Origin of the sequence: Glaciecola sp. 2405UD65-10 (genome assembly GCF_048820975.1) — a bacterium.
In the GTDB taxonomy this organism is placed as follows: Bacteria; Pseudomonadota; Gammaproteobacteria; order Enterobacterales; family Alteromonadaceae; genus Glaciecola.
Genome location: NZ_JBMEUF010000001.1, coordinates 1,633,696 through 1,650,121, shown reverse-complemented (window position 1 = coordinate 1,650,121; position 16,426 = coordinate 1,633,696). Strand labels below are relative to the sequence as shown.

Here is a 16,426-nt window from a genome sequence, read left to right as displayed (position 1 = left end):
CTTATTGGCTAACCTGCTCAAAAATTTCAATGACTTGATTGGCAGTATTATTCCACGAAAACTGCTCTAAACGTTTATGACCGGCTTCTATCATTGATTGCCTAAGCGTTTCGCTGGCCGCGACCTCAACAAAACTACTGGCCATACTTTCTACTGATTCGGGGTCAAAAAACATGGCTGCATCGCCTGCTACTTCAGGTAAAGAGGTTACATTAGAAACAATCAATGGTGAGTTGCTAGCAAAGGCATCAATAACGGGAAGTCCAAAACCTTCATACAAGGATGGAAAGATAAATGCGTCACAAGCGAAGTATAGTTGTGGCATATGCGCCTCTGGTAAAAAGCCATTTAACGATACTCTATCGCTAAGGCCCAACGCTTCAATTTGTTGTGCAAATTTTGCTTTTGCACCCTCTTGAATTCCGCCGAGCAACAGTTTCCATTCTTTGTTTATTTCACAAAACGCAGCAAACGCCTTGAGTAATTTTTCTGTATTTTTTCGTGGTGATGCCGCTCCCAGGCTAAAAAAGAAAGGAGGGGGCTGCCCATTTTGCACAAAGTCTTGCCCATTAAGTAATTTGTATTCTTGTAATACCTTGTTCTGTGTTTCTTGAGTGGGCGGGCTAAGGAGTTTACCTTCTGGCGCCCAATGAACAACTTTGATCTTATCTTCATATTGCTGGCCAAAATAATCCAGTATGTCGTTCTTACTGTATTGAGAAACGGTAATAATGGCCTTTGCTTTATTTAGGGAGTGCTTAATATTATTCTCTAGGACTTGTTTCTCTGCTTCAGGCATTCCATCGTCCATTCTAAGCGGAATAATGTCGTGAATAGTTACTATGGTTGGAGAGCCGATTAGTTTAGGGCTGGTTTGAGCTGGGCAATGCAATATATTTGCCCCTTTTAGCTTACCACGTAGAGGGAAAAAATAATCTTGCCAAAGTTTGAAGCGATTACCCACGTCTAACATGGGGGAAAGCTTAATGCGTTTAAAGTTTAAATCACTTCCATAGCTATCAAACCCTTTTGAATAACAAAACTCAATATCCCAGTTAGGGCGTTTTTGTTCAATTTGCGCATACAAATCTACCAAGTTCTTTCCGGTTCCTCGGCGAGCTTTTGCAAAAACGGTTCTTGCATCAATTATGATCTTCACTACTTTTTTACATCCTTGTTCACGATACTTGAAGGAAAAATGAATTTACTGAGTAATCGTAGATAAAATTTATAAGGTGTATTATCCCACGGGGTGAAACGAGGGATTTTATGTTGGTTAGTTTGCGGTGTCACTATTCCCCAATTGGTTGTAACTGCGTATTCGTATGGGGTCTTGTTTATTGCGCTAAGGGTTTCATCTGTAAAATCTCGCACATACTTACCATTTGGGTAAGCAAAGCCTTTTACATCATCTTTAATAACTTGCGTTAGCTTTTCATGGCTACTTATAAATTCGAAGGTGGCGCCTTTGTCGTCAAGCATTGAAAATATAGGGTGAGATTTAGAATGAGAACCTATTTCCACGCGTTGATTTTTAATTTGAGCGACTTCCTCAGGCGCCATAATAACGCGCGTAAACGAATTTACGTTCAGTGCATCAGATAACTTAGCAATAAAGGCGTTTCTATCATCGGGTAGCATAAATTTAAGTTCTGAGTTTAAATCATGAAACGCTTTAATTTTATATTTAACCGAAGATAAATCATAGCTAATGTTTTCGAGCACCAAGCTTGGTGATGTGGTTTTATGGATTATTTGGAATAATTTGTCGTTCCACATAACGCCTTCATCCATTGCGTCAGTTGGAATAAACAAGGTTGCAGGAAGTGCAAACTTATTCAAAATAGGCAGCGCATTTTTTCGGCAATTTTGGTAGCCGTCATCAAAGGTAATCGCTATTGATTTAGGTGGAAGAGTGCCGTTTTTAAGCTGTTTTAGCGCATCACTTAAGAGCAAAACGTTAAAATGAGCGCTAACCGTTTTCATCTGCTGTTCGAAGATGCTGATATCAGGCTCAGTTGGAAAATAAGGGTTGAGCTCTTTAAACACCTGATGGTAGATCAAGACAAGTAATTTTTGCTTACGATTAGACACCAATAACTGAGATAATTTATCGGTAAGCTCAATACAATTTTGACTAAAATCACTCATGGGTAAGTCTCGCTAATCACAACACATTTATTGCCTACAAATTGTGTGTTTGTCATTATTACCTGCTGAACATAAATACTTGATTTTATTTGAGTACTGCCAAAATCGTCCATGTTATTCTCTTTCATCATTTTACTAATTTGCTCAGGTTGAAATTACATTATTCAATAGCAAAGCCAAGCAATATATTTTATTGGGTTTTGCATAATACAAAAATCGATATATTCCATGTATATCAATACTGTATCGTGAAGGATTGCAAAAGCATTAACCCAAGGCGTTAAAATAGCTTAATTTAATGATGCAGAATACCCGACTCGAAGGGTCTATTCAACACTGAAAAGGTTTTCATCAGTTATAAAAAAACCAACCTGGTAGGTTGGTTTTTATAGTTCGTTTCACAAAAAATTATTTTTGTTTGCTTAACCAAGTAATTAGCGACACATAATCACTCGTAGACATGTCACGAGTAAAAGTAGCCTGATATTTATCATTTACAATAAAGCTTGGTACGCCACCTAAATGTTCTCTGAATTTTTCAACTTCTTTATTGTTGCGATTGACTAAGCTATTGATGCTAAAGCTAGCTGCTGTTTTATCAAATTTCTCAGGTTCTACACCATTTACAATAAATATACTGCGTAAATCACTCATGCCGCCAATAGTTGCTTTTTGCTGATGAATATAGTTGAAAATAGCGCTATTTACTTCATCTTCCATTTTCATTACGCGGCCCATGATCATCGCTTTCGTTGCATCATCTTGAATGTCAGCGCTGGTGAAACCCATGAAGTTGACTTGTACTTTAGTAAATTTAACGTCATCCCCTAGGTCGGCTTTCATTTGTTCAACTAATGGCTCAAAACGATAACAAGCTGGGCACCAAAATGAGAAAAATTCTTTTACTACAGGTTTTGCTGAAGCTTTTTCTGCAATCACATTGTAGTGCTTGCCTTCTTGCCATAATGCAACTTGTGCACAAGCTTGCAAAGGTATCATCACGCTAAGTAAAAGAGCTGCAATTATTCGAGTCATTAAAATTTCCTATGGTAATTGTTCGTATGATTGACCCTATTAAGAATCAAAAGTTCCAATATTTTGGGGCAAGGATATAGCATAAGCCCCTTTATAAGCAAGTTTAAAGCTTGCATATAAAGGGTAACTTGAAGCACTTACCAAGTATACTGAAGGCCTGCCAAGGCTCGGCTTGATTCAGCACTATATCCTATTACATCTTCGTACTGTTTATTAAACAGGTTTGAAAGTCGCAAGCTGAAAGTTATATTTTCATTGTGCTTATATTGATAGTTTGCACTAACTAACCAATGTGCATCTAAGCTTAATAGTTGTGATGCAGCAGGGAACGGTGGGTAAAATATATCAGTACGAGCCCCAGTGTAATCGGCCTGTAGGTATACTGCGTGCTGACTATGCACATTGTAAAGTACGCTAACTGAGCCAGTATGGCGCGCTCTGCGTAATTCAGTTTGTGCATTCTCACTAGCGTCTAAGTAACTATATTGTGCTTTGTAGTCAATATTTTGAATACTGCCATTTACTGCCATTTCAAAGCCTTCTCGCTCGCTTTCAATATCGGCATTATCGGCTGTAAACTGCCCACTAATTGGCTCGTAAACAAATCCTAATATTTCATCTTTTAGCTCAGCTTTAAACCAACTAAGCTGAATGGATATTGTATCAAGCCTTCCTTCAATACCGGCTTCTAAGCTTTTCTGCTCTTCAGGGCGTAAGTCAGGGTTACCCAAAAACGATGACGGGAAATATCCAAAGCGTTCAGTAAACGTTGGATTCTTAACCGCTTTGCCATAGCTTACAAATGCATGCCAATCAGCGTTAAGAATATATGTACTTCCCACTCGATAACTGCTTGCGTTGTCAAAAGTGTCATTGTTGTCGAATCGAACACTGGCACTAAGATTAACTGAATCACTTAATGTGTATAAACCGTTACTCACAAATGAATAGCTACCAACTGATTGTGATTGATTCGGATCGCCAAAAATCACTTGTCCGCTTTGTTCAAAATCTTCTTCAACACCCTCAAGGCCTAGGTTGACAAAACTTTGTTTGCCAAAAGAGAAATGATTGTTCCAATGAACGCGTAATTTACTTGCTTCACTCGTATTACCCAAAATGTCACTTTCGTAATTTTTGTTGCTTTGGTCAGAATATTGAAACGCTAGGCTTTGTGAATAAATCTCACTTGGGTCTTGTGGTGTGAAATGCCAATCAAGCCCAATAGATAATTGTTCGCCCTGTGTGTGGTTATCGGCATCACTTAGCAAGCCGGTGCTAAAATCAGTGCTATCGAAGTCACTTTCGTAGTTCACTAGTCGGCCGTTAAATCGCACTTGGTTAGTTTGATTGATTTTATAAGTGACTTTGCCCCCAACGCTTGTGTTTTTGTAGCCATCTTCCTCATTGCCTATACGGCTTATGTTTTCCCCGCTGGTTTTTAAGGTACTTGCGTTAAGGGAATAGCTGATTGACTTTAATTGCTGGCTAACACTGGCATTGGCCTGATAGGTTTGCCTGTCACCTAGCTTAAGTCCTACAGACGGGCTTATGCGTTTGCTTTGTGCACTTTTGGTGCTAATACTAATAACACCAGCAATAGCATTTGAACCCCATAATGCACTTTGCGGACCGCGCAATACTTCAATTCTTTCAATATTGTTTAATAGAATATGCGAAAAATCGACGGCGCCTCCTTGGGCGGCATCGTTTAGTTCTACGCCATCAAGCACTACCATTACGTGGTTGCTTTCACTGCCTCTAAAACGAAGTTCGCTTAAGCTACCTAAGCCGCCAGATTGGCTGATATTCACACCAGCAACAGTGCGAAGAAGGTCTGTAATGCTTATAGCACCGGAAGCCTTTATGGTTTGCTCGTTAATCACGCTGGTTGAAGCGGCTATAAAAGGAGTTGGAACGGGTGTGTTATTACCTTTTATAGTGATTGTTTCAATAGTGGATGCTTGTTGTGCGCTTACGCAAAAAGTGAGGCTAGTAAGTAACGCGCCTGATATATAAGATATTGAGGTTTTCATTTATATGTCCTTAATATTACTCCGCCCGAGTAATAGCTAAAATTGTAACGCTGTACTGATTATGTACAGTTTACCTGTAGTTAGGCCGGTATCCGGGCTTACAATTTAACTGATTAATCCTTCCCATTACGTGCTTGTTGTTGAGCACATAACAGTGGCTGACGCATAAACGCTTTAGTTATTAAAACTGCGGGTTTATGTGAAAATCAGTTTGAAATACTTACTTTCGATTGTTTACCGTTGCGGGGGCAGCACAGGCATTTCACCTATTTCCCGTTTACCTCTTCGTAATGCCTGTTAAATTACTCATTATTAGACATTTTTAGAAAAGCACCTTACGTGGCAACACTATAAAGAGTTGCCATATAAATACCAATAGAATATCAATCTTTTATATGTGTTTTTATGCTTTAAAAGCGCTGTAAGGTGATGGGATCTTGTTGTAGAGCAGAAAATTGTTCTTTAAGGGCTAAAATTTGATTTTCCCAATATTTATCTTCACCAAACCATGGAAAAGCGCGAGGGAATGCTGGGTCTTGCCAACGTTTTGATAACCACGCCATATAATGAACCATGCGCATGGCGCGCAAAGGTTCAATGAGTGCGAGTTCTTTGTTATCAAAGGGATTAAATTCTTCGTAGGCTTCTATTAGTGTTTCGAGTTGCATGTGCTGCTGACGTTGGTCACCCGCTAGCATCATCCATAAATCTTGAATAGCAGGGCCTGAGCGGCAGTCATCTAAATCAACAAACGTTGGGCCATCTCGCCATAAAATATTACCAGGGTGGCAATCACCGTGTAAGCGTATAGGGCTAATTTTGTTTTCAACTGCGCTATATTGTGTATTCGCTAATTTTACAACGTGTTCCAAAATAGTAAAAAACGGGCTGTGTAAATGGCTGGGCACCAAATCGCTATTCGCCAATTGCTTAGCGGGTTCGTCTAAATACTCTTGTGTATTTATGCTAAAGCGGTGTTCGAATTGTTTTTTTGCACTGGTAGCGTGGATGCGTCCAATTAAGCGGCCCATCCATTCTAGTTGGTCAAGGTTATCAACTTCAAATTGCCGCCCGCCTACCGATGGGAACAAGGCAAATCGATAGCCTGCATATTCATGTAAACTCTTACCGCTGAATAGAAGGGGGGCTACAACCGGCAATTCGTGTGACTGTAATTCAAATGAAAAGTTGTGCTCTTCTTCTATTTGCGCATTGGTCCAACGAAGAGGGCGGTAAAACTTAGCGACTAAGCGCCCATGTTTTTCAGTGGTAAACTGATAAACGCGATTTTCGTAACTGTTTAAGGCTAAAAGCCCTGATGTAACATAAACATCAAGGCTTTCAATTGCATCTAAAATTAGGTCAGGCCCTAGGCCTTCAAATGTGAAATCAGACACCCGTGTATATAAAGGTAGTAGGTGATTCTATTTCTACTAGCTCTCCGTTAACTGTGGTGGTAACTCTAAAATAAATGCTTATTGTGCCTGCTTCTATACTCATGGGATCTACTGCTACACTAATTGGGTTGGTATACACACCTCCCCCTTCAACCGTAACTTCAGTATCGCCGTAAAAACTTGCGTTGTCTAAACCTTTTACTTCTATCGTGTAGGTTTGTGTAGTTTGACTTTTATTTAGTACTTTTAAGGTGTATACGTTTTCAATAAGGCCACTAACGGTTTCACGGTCTAAAGAGTTTCTATCACGAATAATATCAACCTCTAAAGGCACGCGAGAAGCAATATCCCACACTAATAAGCTTGTCATAACAAGCAACACTACTGCGTAACCAATGAGTTTAGGTCGCACAATTTTTGTAGTGCCGCCGGCAAGCTGATGTTCAGAAGTAAAGCTAATAAGACCTTTTTTGTACCCCATTTTATCCATTACTTCGTTACATGCATCAACACACGCGCCGCAATTTATGCATTCGTACTGTAAGCCATTGCGAATATCAATACCGGTAGGACATACCTGCACGCAAAGGTTACAGTCAACACAGTCACCTAAGCCTTTTGCTTCAACTTGCTCATGGGTTAATTTACGCGAGCGCGGTCCGCGCGTTTCGCCGCGTTCGCTATTATATGCAACGGTGAACGTATCTTTATCAAACATCGCTGACTGAAAACGTGCATAGGGGCAAATGTGGGTGCACATAATTTCGCGCATATAACCGGCATTACCGTAGGTACATACTGTAAAAAACAGTATCCAAAAAACTGACCAAAACCCTGCATTGAAGGTAAAGAAGTCAATAAATAGCTCACCAATAGGAATAAAATATCCAACGAAGGTGAGCGAAGTAAGTAAGGCTATAGCCACCCACGAAATGTGTTTACCTGTTTTACGGAGGAATTTGTCTGCATCCATTGGACGTTGGTCAAGCTTGATACGTTTGTTTCTAGCCCCCTCAAACTTTTCTTCTAGCCATACATAGATGTACACCCAGGTGGTTTGCGGGCACATGAAGCCACACCATACCCGCCCAGCAAAGGTAGTTACAAAAAACAGCGCAAAGGCTGACACTATAAAAATGTAGGCCAATATAGTTAAATCTTGAGGCCACAGTGTCATACCAAAAATATTGAATCTTTGCTCGGCTAAGTCAAATAAAATGGCTTGTTGGCCTTGGTATGTGATCCACGGAGCTATTGCAAAAGCGGCAATAAAAATGAAACCAAAAATACGGCGGAAATTTTCAAAAATACCTTTTACTGAACGCACATATATGCGACTGCGGGCAGCATAACTTGGTTTAGTTACTTCGGCCGGCTTTTCTATTTTTACCGGGGTGACATCCTTAATGGGGATTTTGTCGTTCATAACGAACCCTTACTTAAATGCAAGCTAGCATAACTTGCATGAGAATCGAAGATTGTTTATTCAGCTCTATGGCTAGTGAGGCAGAGTATAGCAAAAAGCAGTGAAGAAAAGTTATCAGAGATCAATAAAGTACGACTAATTTACTGGATGTGTAAAACCTGCTTTATTGTTTGCCTTTTAAAACAAAACATTTATTGTGAGGTCAGAGTATGTGCGCCACTAGCACCAATCCTTAAATTTATTTATATAGGTATAAATAAATAGAATATAGGTATGAATATGTAGAACCTACAGGAACACTTTGGAAGTAGAATCTAGCCCATTGTATAGCTACCCAAATTGGCAAAATACATTATACTTAAAGCACATCGTCGTTTTAGCTATTGTGATAAATAGCTTAGTAGTAACGTAGGCCTCAAACTAAATATGCGTAAAAAAATAATTATACTTATTCAGCTTGTAATCGTCATAATATTTTTGCAAACAACTTTTGCAAAACATCTGTTTGGTGATTCAGTACAATATATCAAACAATGGTATTCAGATTTTACTCACATACCTGAACGAAACAAACTTAACCGTTTGCGTGATACTTTTATGCGCAATAATATGTCATTGCAGGTCCATCAAGTTGATTATGTTATTGAAGTAAGTGATACCGTTGAAAAGCTAAATACTTTTTACGGGCTCTATTGTGTGCGCAAAGATAAAAACCCTTTTCTATATGGGGCAAACCTTGAAAAATTTTGCGCCAACATTCGCGCTTCTGAACTTTTGTACTCTGAATCACTCTAAAGGATTGAGCGAATTATATTCTTGCTTCGTAAGAATGATATTCAGCAAAAAATTCATAAGGGGGCACTATGAAAAATACAGCTATTGTGTTGATTACAAGCTTGTTCTTACCACTTAGTTTGCTAGCTGCTGATAACAGCGTGGCACAGAACAATGAACAAGAAAGTGAATCTGATTCTCGTATTCACATCGTTTGGGAAAATCCAGAAAAGTTTACGGATACACGTTCTGCAAGTATGTCAGCATCAAAACATCGAGAACATATATTTGAGCAACTAGAAGCGCATATGGCGAAGCTTTCTGACACCCTACCAAATGGGCAATCTTTACGTTTAAAAGTGACCAACCTAGATTTAGCCGGCAGAGTCGAGCCGGGCCGTTTCACTGGCTTAGTGAATACTATGGATGATATTCGCGTTGTGCGAGAAATAGACATTCCCAGAATTACATTTAGTTATGAGTTATTTTCAGCTAAAGGGGAGTTAATCAAAGAAGACAATGTTAAATTGAAAGACATGAATTTTATGCGAGGACCTAGTATTCGTGCCAAAGATGCTCCCTTTGCTTACGAAAAACGAATGCTAACGCAATGGTTTGAAGATAACCTTATTTCCTAATGAGGTTTAATTAGCAAATAACAAACAAAAATGCCGCAATATAATTTGCGGCATTTTTTTGTTAGTTTTATTTACGCGTTTACCCTACTCAAGCGCCTTAATTCTGTCTTCTAAAGGTGGGTGACTGGCAAATAATTTATGTATTTTACCCGCGTTTATAGCGAATGCAGCCATTTCGTCAGGCATGTCAGGTGTACCCTTTTGCGCATTTAAGCGCATCAGCGCAGAGCGCATTTTATGCTTGCCCACTAGCTTTGCTGCACCTGCATCCGCTCTAAATTCGCGATAACGTGAGAACCACATAGTAATGGTCATTGCTAAAATACCTAAAACAATTTCGGCAATAAAAGACACTATCCAAAAGGCAGGTCCATGGCCGCGTTCTACTTTGAATACCACACGGTCAACGGTGTGGCCAATTACTCTTGATAAAAACACAACAAAGGTGTTCATTACGCCTTGTAAAAGGGTCATTGTGATCATGTCACCATTAGCAACGTGAGCAACTTCATGCGCTAGAACGGCTTCTACTTCATCTTTGTTCATAGCCTCTATTAGGCCTGTACTGACGGCTACTAACGCGTTGTTTCTATTCCATCCCGTTGCAAATGCATTCGGGCTATGGCTTTGAAAAATGCCTACCTCAGGCATACCGATTTTTGACTGCTGGGCAAGTCTCTGAACGGTATTAAGTAGCCAAGTCTCAGTTGAATTTTCTGGATTTTCAATTACATGGACGCGCATTGAGCGCTTGGCCATCCACTTAGATATCAATAAGGATATGAAGGCGCCACTAAAACCAATAACAGCGGAATAAATCATCAGTGCATTTAAATTTAAATCGACGCCATTTTCAGCAAGCAAACCTTGAATGCCAAACAAGCTAAAGGTAATACTTAACAAAGCAATAATGGCAATGTTAGTGCCTAAAAATAACATAATACGAAGCATGTTTTATCCTAATACGTAAAAAGGGTGGGTGTTTCACAATAGACTTACTAAATGGGACTGGCGTTAGAAAAGATCAATATCCCCAAGCAAATATTTATTTAACTATTTTTTATTCATTATAAAAGCAGTAAGCTACCTAAACCTAAAAAAGTAACAAAGCCCACTATGTCGGTAACAGTAGTAAGAATAACTGAGCCTGACAATGCCGGGTCAATTTTTAACTTAGATAACACAACGGGTAGTAACACACCGGTTATTGCGGCCATAATAATGTTTAAAAGTATCGCAATTGAAATGACCACGCCTAACAAACTGCTGTTAAACCAAAAATAGGCAATACCGCCCACAACCGCTGCCCAAATAAAACCGTTTAAAACGCCCACTTTTAGCTCTTTTTCAAGTAAAGCCTTGCGGTTGCTATTGGTTACTTGCCCTAAGGCGAGGCCACGAACAATAAGCGTTAGTGTTTGGCTTCCCGCTATTCCGCCCATACTGGCTACAACTGGCATGAGCACAGCAAGTGCAACAACCTCTTGCAAGGTAGCCTCAAACAATCCAATAAACCACGAGGCAAGAAATGCGGTCACTAAATTTATGCCTAGCCAAATAGCTCGTTTGCGAGCGCTTAAGCGCACCGAGGAAAATAAATCTTCATTCTCGCTCATGCCTGCAGATGACATCACTTGGCGTTCATAATCTTCGTTAACCAGTTCACAAGCCGTTATAATGTCAACGCGCCCCAATAGTTTGTTGTTTTCATCTACCGCCGGGAGTGACATATATCCACTCGTTTGAACTTCGCGAGCGGCTAGCACGGCGTCTTGCTCTGCTTTTACCGTTTCTATATATTCTTCAGCTAAATCGACTAATGGGATGTGCTCAGGTGATTTAAACAACTTGTTTAATTGTACCGCCGCAGAGAACTGCCCTGCACGGTTAACAATAAAAATAGTGTCGGTTACTTCAGGCACTTCTCGGCGTAGCAGCCTTAGCCCATCTCTTACTTTAGCGTTTATAGGTAACACTAATACATCATGGTTTAGCCAATGCCCTATTTGCGAATCTTTAAATTGGCTAGCGTCTTTGAAAAACTGATGTTGCTGCTTGTCCATAGCTGACAAGGCAAGATCAACCAAGTGATTAGGTAAAGTATCGGAAATTTCAAGCAATTGCTCAGCATCTACATCTTGAAAAATACTTTCCCATTCTTCAGTGGCGGTTGAATCTATTAGTGTGGCACGAGGGTCACCGCGCATTTCTACTAGCACGGCTAGTTTTTTGCTATTGGGGATTTGATGCCAGCTTTGTATTCTTGATTCTAAAGGAATGGATTCAAGCAATAGAGCGAGGCTTTCTACATCAGTACTCGCAATAGTATTGGCTATATTGCTATTTTGTAGCATTTCATCAGACGAAACAATTTCGTCTATTAAATCGGGCAGTAATTCAGCCATAAAGAGTAAATTGCCATAACTAAAATAATACGGCTATGCTATGCAAATTATGGTTCAGTGTATACGCAAAATTGAATTTATCTAGGGTGATTAATTTAAGGCTGTTTTTATTGCCACAAGCAAGAGCTCTAAACAACAATGTGTTAATGTTTACAAAATCAATGTTCATAAAGGTGGGGAAACAATGGAAGCATTACAACTAGTTAAGGTAGATTATCAAAATGAGCAAGATACAAAGGCTCTTATAAGTTTATTGCAAATGTATGCGCAAGACCCTATGGGCGGTAATAAAGCCATTGACCAATCAATAATAGACACCCTTCCTAAAGCCTTGCAAGCACGTTCTTTCATGCATTCATTTTTAGTGTACTCCAATCAAACGCCCATTGCTTTTGCAAACTGCATTGAGAGCTTTTCAACTTTTTCGGCAAAAGGGGTTTTAAATATCCATGACTTTGCCGTAATGCCAACATTCCGCGGTCAAAATATAAGCCAGTTTTTGCTTTCAGGCATTCAGAATTTCGCAACTAAAATAGGGTGTAGTAAGTTAACCTTAGAAGTATTAGAGGGAAATAAATCAGCTGTAAGGGCTTATCAAAAAGCAGGCTTTTCTGCGTATCAGTTAGCCCCTGAAATGGGTAACGCTATGTTTTGGCAGAAAAATTTATAGCTTCAATTAGCCTAAAGTATAGTTGATTTTACTCAAAAAAATTTCTGTATGAATTTCATTCGTCCCGTGCTTAAATAGAAAAGCGTCAAAAAATTGTCATATACCTGTCACAGAAATATATGACCATCGAGCAAATACCTTGTAAAAAAAATTAAAATAAATAGCGGCTTAGTGCGGCACGAAATCGACTCGAACAAATCTTTCGGAGACAACATGAAATTGAAATTAGCAGCGGCAGTGTCGTTGATATGCGCAACTAACGCATATGCAACTGACGTGTTTATTAATGAAATTCACTATGACAATAGCGGCGGTGATGTGGGGGAGTTTGTAGAAATTGCCGCACCACTGGATGCTGACCTTACAGATTGGGCTGTAGTTTTGTACAACGGTAGCAACGGTACTTCATATGGTGAATTTAATTTAGGTGACTACCGACTTACCGAAAGCAATGGTTATGGGTTTATCTCTATATATCCCTCGAGCATTCAAAATGGCTCCCCTGATGCGATAGCTCTTGTTAATGGCGCCGGAACGGTAGTTCAATTACTGAGTTACGAAGGCACAATGACAGCCACTAACGGCCCAGCAGAGGGCGTAACAAGTACCGATATAGGTGTGGCTGAAGCTTCGTCGACTGACGCAGGTACTTCGCTACAACTAAGTGGAACGGGTAGTGTGTATTCTGATTTTTCGTGGGCCGATTCAAGTGCTGAAACACCTAGTGTAATGAACTCCGCGCAAACTATTGGTGGTTCAGTTGAAGATACGCCTCCTAGTGTTTTATCTATAAGCCCTGCAGATGGCGAGTCTAATGTAGCGGTTGATACCAATATTGTAATTTCCTTTAATGAAGATGTGACTGTTAGCGCAGTTGGTACATTAAGTTGTACGAGTGAATTTTCTGTTCCTCTTACCCTAAGTGGTAGCGGTCGTACTTATACTGTTAGCCCTGACATAGATTTACCAGCTGCTGATGATTGTAGTTATGTATTACAAGCTTCAAGCGTGGTGGATTTAGACGGCGAGCCTAATAACTTACTTGAAGGTATAAGCATTAGCTTTACAGTAGCAGAGCCGGCTGCGGATATTGACTTAGTTATAAACGAGTTTTTATCAGACCCAGCAGCTGATTTACCTGGTGATGCCAATGGTGACGGCGCACGTAACTCAAGCCAAGATGAATTTGTTGAATTGGTTAATCCAGGATTAGAAGCCTTAGATATTAGTGGCTGGACAATTAGTGATGGCGTTGGTGTAAGGCATGTATTCCCCATTGATACGCTAATAGAAGCCGGTTGTGCGGTAGTTGTATTTGGCGGCGGCGAACCAACGGGTAATTTTGGTGGTGCGCTAGTTCAAACGGCAAGCACAGGATCGTTAGGGCTTAATAATGGCGGTGACACCATAGCTGTTGATAACGGTAGTGGAAACGTAACGTACATTTATGGTTCTGAAGGCAGTAATAACCAAAGTTTAACACTTAACCCTGATGTTATCGGCACTGAATATGCCCAGCATAGTACTCTAGCCGCGGCACAAGGCGCGTTATTTTCACCGGGTACAAAAGCAGATGGAAGCACCTTCTCCGGTTGTACAGCGCCTGATACCGCGCCATCACTAGTGAGCATTAGCCCTGCTGATGGCGAGCTTGGTGTAGCTACAGATGCAGTACTACAACTTGTATTCAGCGAAGAAGTGATGGTTTCACAGTGGCCCGCATTAAACTGTTCGGTAAGCGGTGAAGTTGCCTTGCTAGGTAATACTAGTGGTGCCGAGTTTATGTTAAGCCCAGCTATACCATTAGATGCAGATGAATCTTGTAGTTTCTCAGTGTTAGCAAGCGATGTGACCGACCTAGACGGGCAAAGCGATGCGCTAACTGAAGATATTAGTATTAACTTTGCCACAAGTTTAATTGCTTCGTGCCCTACAGATGGCAGTTTTGATCTAATATCAAGCATTCAAGGCACGGGTTTTGAATCAAGCTTTACAGGTACTGCAAACGTTAAAGCGGCTGTTACTGCGGTTATGCCGGGTAAAAAAGGCTTCTATATACAAGAAGAATTAGAGGACTATGACAATAATCCAGCTAGCTCTGAAGGTATATTTGTATTTGACGAAAACGAAGCATTTATTGCTCCGGCAGTAGGCGATGTTGTATATGTAAGCGGTAGCGTTTCTGAGTTCTTCGGTAATACGCAAATTACACTTAGCTCTGCGCCTTTAGTGTGTGGAAACTATACGGTAGAGCCTACCGAATTTAGCTTGCCTATTACAAGTAGTGCCGACTTAGAAAGCCTTGAAGGTATGTTCGTTAAAAACGCTGTGGAACTAACAGTGACAAATAACTTTACCTTAGGACGCTTTGGAGAGGTAACTTTATCACACGGTAGAATTTTCAATCCAAACAATATTTCTTTACCAGGCTCTGCTGAAAATGCAGAAATAATTGCTGCTAATGCGCTTAACCGCATTTTGTTAGACGATGCTAATTCGGCGCAAAACCCTGAAGTACTGCCGTACCCAGCCGGTGGACTGTCAGCCAACAATACCCTTAGAATGGGTTATACGGTGTCATCTGTAGAAGGGGTGGTAGATTATAGCTTCAGTGAATACAGAGTTATCCCTACCGTTACACCTACTATTGTTGAAACGAATGCGCGTACAAGTGCACCTGATTTAGCATTAGGTAATTTAACCGTAGCAAGCCTAAATGTACTTAACTACTTTACCAGTATTGATGCGGGTGTTGACTTTTGCGGCCCTAGTGGCAACGCAGAATGTCGCGGGGCTGATGACAACGGCACTGACAGCAATGGCTTAACAGAGTTTGATCGCCAAAAAGCAAAAACAGTGGCTGCATTGGTAGCAATGAATGCAGATATTGTGGGTTTAATGGAAATTGAAAATAACGGTTTTGATGCCAATAGCACCGTAGCTGATTTAGTGGACGGCGTTAATGCGCTTATGGGAGAAGGCACATACGCAGTAGTTGAGCATGACGGCCCAATTGGTACTGACGCAATTACTGTTGCGCTTATTTACAAACCTTCAGTGGTTAATTTAAGTGGCGCTTCACTTGTTCTTGATAGCAGCAACTCAATTAGTGATGATGATGGTGTACTGTTTAACGACAGTAAAAACCGCCCGTCATTCATTCAAAAGTTTGCGCTAGTTGAAAACGGTGAAGAAATTGTATTAAGCGTAAACCACTTCAAATCAAAAGGTTCTAGCTGTGGCGCAGGTGATGATGATACATCAACAGGCCAAGGTAACTGTAACTTAACAAGAACGCGCGCATCACTAGCTTTAGCTGCCTTCTTAGAAGATAACTTTGCCGATACGCCTACCTTGATTATTGGTGACTTAAACGCTTATGCACTTGAAGACCCAATTACTACATTAACGGATGCTTCAGGCCCAGCTTATACTGACCTTGCGAACATGTTTGCAGGCAGTGAAGCGTATTCTTACAGCTTTAATGGTGAACTAGGTTACTTAGACCATGCATTAGCTAGCCCAAGCTTAGTTGATAAAGTAGTAGATGCAACCGAGTGGCACATTAATGCTGATGAGCCTGTTGTGCTTGATTACAACTTAGAGTTTAAGAGCAGCACGCAAATTGATAGTTTCTTTGCGCCAGGCCCTTACCGCATGTCAGATCATGATCCTGTAGTAGTGTCTATTATGCTTGAAGCTGATGTCTTAGTAGGTGATTGGGATAACGATGGTGATGTAGATATTAATGACATTCGTGGCTTTATGATGGCAGTACAAAGCCGCCAAGAAATTGATATGGCATATGACCTAAACAACGACGGCGTTGTGAATATAAATGACGCCCGAGTACTAATGTCCATGTGTACGCGTACACGTTGTGCAGCGTAAACA

At 40.4% G+C, this 16,426-nt stretch carries 12 protein-coding genes and 1 riboswitch; of the genes, 4 read left to right on the top strand and 8 right to left on the bottom strand.

Annotated features, from left to right (window positions below):
- Position 1 precedes the first annotated feature (1 nt).
- The 6 genes from ACOI22_RS07465 to ccoG all read right to left on the bottom strand — a co-directional run bounded on the left by ACOI22_RS07465 (position 2) and on the right by ccoG (position 8,045).
- Complete coding sequence (locus ACOI22_RS07465) at positions 2–1,159, bottom strand: glycosyltransferase family 4 protein (RefSeq protein ID WP_420671394.1); 1,158 nt, start codon at positions 1,157–1,159, stop codon at positions 2–4.
- The gene (locus ACOI22_RS07460) at positions 1,159–2,151 is read right to left on the bottom strand and encodes a polysaccharide deacetylase family protein (RefSeq protein ID WP_420671393.1); all 993 of its coding nucleotides are present in this window, start codon (positions 2,149–2,151) and stop codon (positions 1,159–1,161) included. Before ACOI22_RS07460 ends, ACOI22_RS07465 begins: the two co-directional genes overlap by 1 nt.
- A gap of 408 nt (positions 2,152–2,559) precedes the next feature.
- Positions 2,560–3,186, bottom strand: coding sequence for a thiol:disulfide interchange protein DsbA/DsbL (locus tag ACOI22_RS07455; RefSeq protein WP_420671392.1), 627 nt, complete (start codon positions 3,184–3,186; stop codon positions 2,560–2,562).
- A 137-nt stretch (positions 3,187–3,323) separates the two neighbouring features.
- Positions 3,324–5,222, bottom strand: a complete 1,899-nt coding sequence (locus tag ACOI22_RS07450) for a TonB-dependent receptor plug domain-containing protein (protein WP_420671391.1) — start codon at positions 5,220–5,222, stop codon at positions 3,324–3,326.
- Between the two features lie 65 nt (positions 5,223–5,287).
- Positions 5,288–5,535: riboswitch (cobalamin riboswitch) on the bottom strand.
- Between the two features lie 97 nt (positions 5,536–5,632).
- Positions 5,633–6,619 (bottom strand): serine/threonine protein kinase, encoded by a 987-nt coding sequence (locus tag ACOI22_RS07445; RefSeq protein WP_420671390.1) that lies wholly within the window; start codon positions 6,617–6,619, stop codon positions 5,633–5,635.
- A complete protein-coding gene (gene ccoG / locus ACOI22_RS07440; RefSeq protein WP_420671389.1) occupies positions 6,612–8,045 on the bottom strand; it encodes a cytochrome c oxidase accessory protein CcoG in 1,434 nt (477 codons plus the stop codon). The genes ACOI22_RS07445 and ccoG overlap by 8 nt, the downstream gene beginning before the upstream one ends.
- Positions 8,046–8,471: 426 nt before the next feature.
- Between ccoG and ACOI22_RS07435 the strand changes: the two genes are divergently transcribed.
- Together ACOI22_RS07435 and ACOI22_RS07430 are read left to right on the top strand one after the other, a co-directional pair.
- On the top strand, positions 8,472–8,840 hold the full coding sequence (locus ACOI22_RS07435; protein WP_420671388.1) for a hypothetical protein: 369 nt from the start codon (positions 8,472–8,474) through the stop codon (positions 8,838–8,840).
- Between the two features lie 68 nt (positions 8,841–8,908).
- Entirely contained in the window at positions 8,909–9,457 is a 549-nt protein-coding gene (locus ACOI22_RS07430) for a DUF3016 domain-containing protein (RefSeq protein ID WP_420671387.1), read from the top strand.
- An 84-nt stretch (positions 9,458–9,541) separates the two neighbouring features.
- Here the strand turns inward: ACOI22_RS07430 and htpX are convergent, their stop codons facing one another.
- Together htpX and ACOI22_RS07420 are read right to left on the bottom strand one after the other, a co-directional pair.
- Positions 9,542–10,408, bottom strand: a complete 867-nt coding sequence (gene htpX / locus ACOI22_RS07425; RefSeq protein ID WP_420671386.1) for a protease HtpX — start codon at positions 10,406–10,408, stop codon at positions 9,542–9,544.
- A gap of 116 nt (positions 10,409–10,524) precedes the next feature.
- Positions 10,525–11,862 (bottom strand): magnesium transporter, encoded by a 1,338-nt coding sequence (locus ACOI22_RS07420; RefSeq protein ID WP_420671385.1) that lies wholly within the window; start codon positions 11,860–11,862, stop codon positions 10,525–10,527.
- 184 nt (positions 11,863–12,046) lie between these two features.
- On the opposite strand from ACOI22_RS07420, the gene ACOI22_RS07415 reads away from it, so the two are divergent.
- Both ACOI22_RS07415 and ACOI22_RS07410 read left to right on the top strand, forming a co-directional pair.
- Positions 12,047–12,532: a GNAT family N-acetyltransferase gene (locus ACOI22_RS07415; RefSeq protein WP_420671384.1), complete on the top strand. Its 486-nt coding sequence runs from the start codon at positions 12,047–12,049 to the stop codon at positions 12,530–12,532.
- Between the two features lie 213 nt (positions 12,533–12,745).
- Entirely contained in the window at positions 12,746–16,423 is a 3,678-nt protein-coding gene (locus ACOI22_RS07410) for an ExeM/NucH family extracellular endonuclease (RefSeq protein WP_420671383.1), read from the top strand.
- Positions 16,424–16,426: the final 3 nt, after the last annotated feature.

What these genes read in the sequence shown, in the direction of transcription:
- ACOI22_RS07460 (WP_420671393.1), bottom strand. Translation starts at nt 2,151, where the DNA reads ATGAGTGATTTTAGTCAAAATTGTATTGAGCTTACCGATAAATTATCT.
- ACOI22_RS07455 (WP_420671392.1), bottom strand. Translation starts at nt 3,186, where the DNA reads ATGACTCGAATAATTGCAGCTCTTTTACTTAGCGTGATGATACCTTTG.
- ACOI22_RS07450 (WP_420671391.1), bottom strand. Translation starts at nt 5,222, where the DNA reads ATGAAAACCTCAATATCTTATATATCAGGCGCGTTACTTACTAGCCTC.
- ccoG (WP_420671389.1), bottom strand. Translation starts at nt 8,045, where the DNA reads ATGAACGACAAAATCCCCATTAAGGATGTCACCCCGGTAAAAATAGAA.
- ACOI22_RS07435 (WP_420671388.1), top strand. Translation starts at nt 8,472, where the DNA reads ATGCGTAAAAAAATAATTATACTTATTCAGCTTGTAATCGTCATAATA.
- ACOI22_RS07430 (WP_420671387.1), top strand. Translation starts at nt 8,909, where the DNA reads ATGAAAAATACAGCTATTGTGTTGATTACAAGCTTGTTCTTACCACTT.
- htpX (WP_420671386.1), bottom strand. Translation starts at nt 10,408, where the DNA reads ATGCTTCGTATTATGTTATTTTTAGGCACTAACATTGCCATTATTGCT.
- ACOI22_RS07420 (WP_420671385.1), bottom strand. Translation starts at nt 11,862, where the DNA reads ATGGCTGAATTACTGCCCGATTTAATAGACGAAATTGTTTCGTCTGAT.
- ACOI22_RS07415 (WP_420671384.1), top strand. Translation starts at nt 12,047, where the DNA reads ATGGAAGCATTACAACTAGTTAAGGTAGATTATCAAAATGAGCAAGAT.
- ACOI22_RS07410 (WP_420671383.1), top strand. Translation starts at nt 12,746, where the DNA reads ATGAAATTGAAATTAGCAGCGGCAGTGTCGTTGATATGCGCAACTAAC.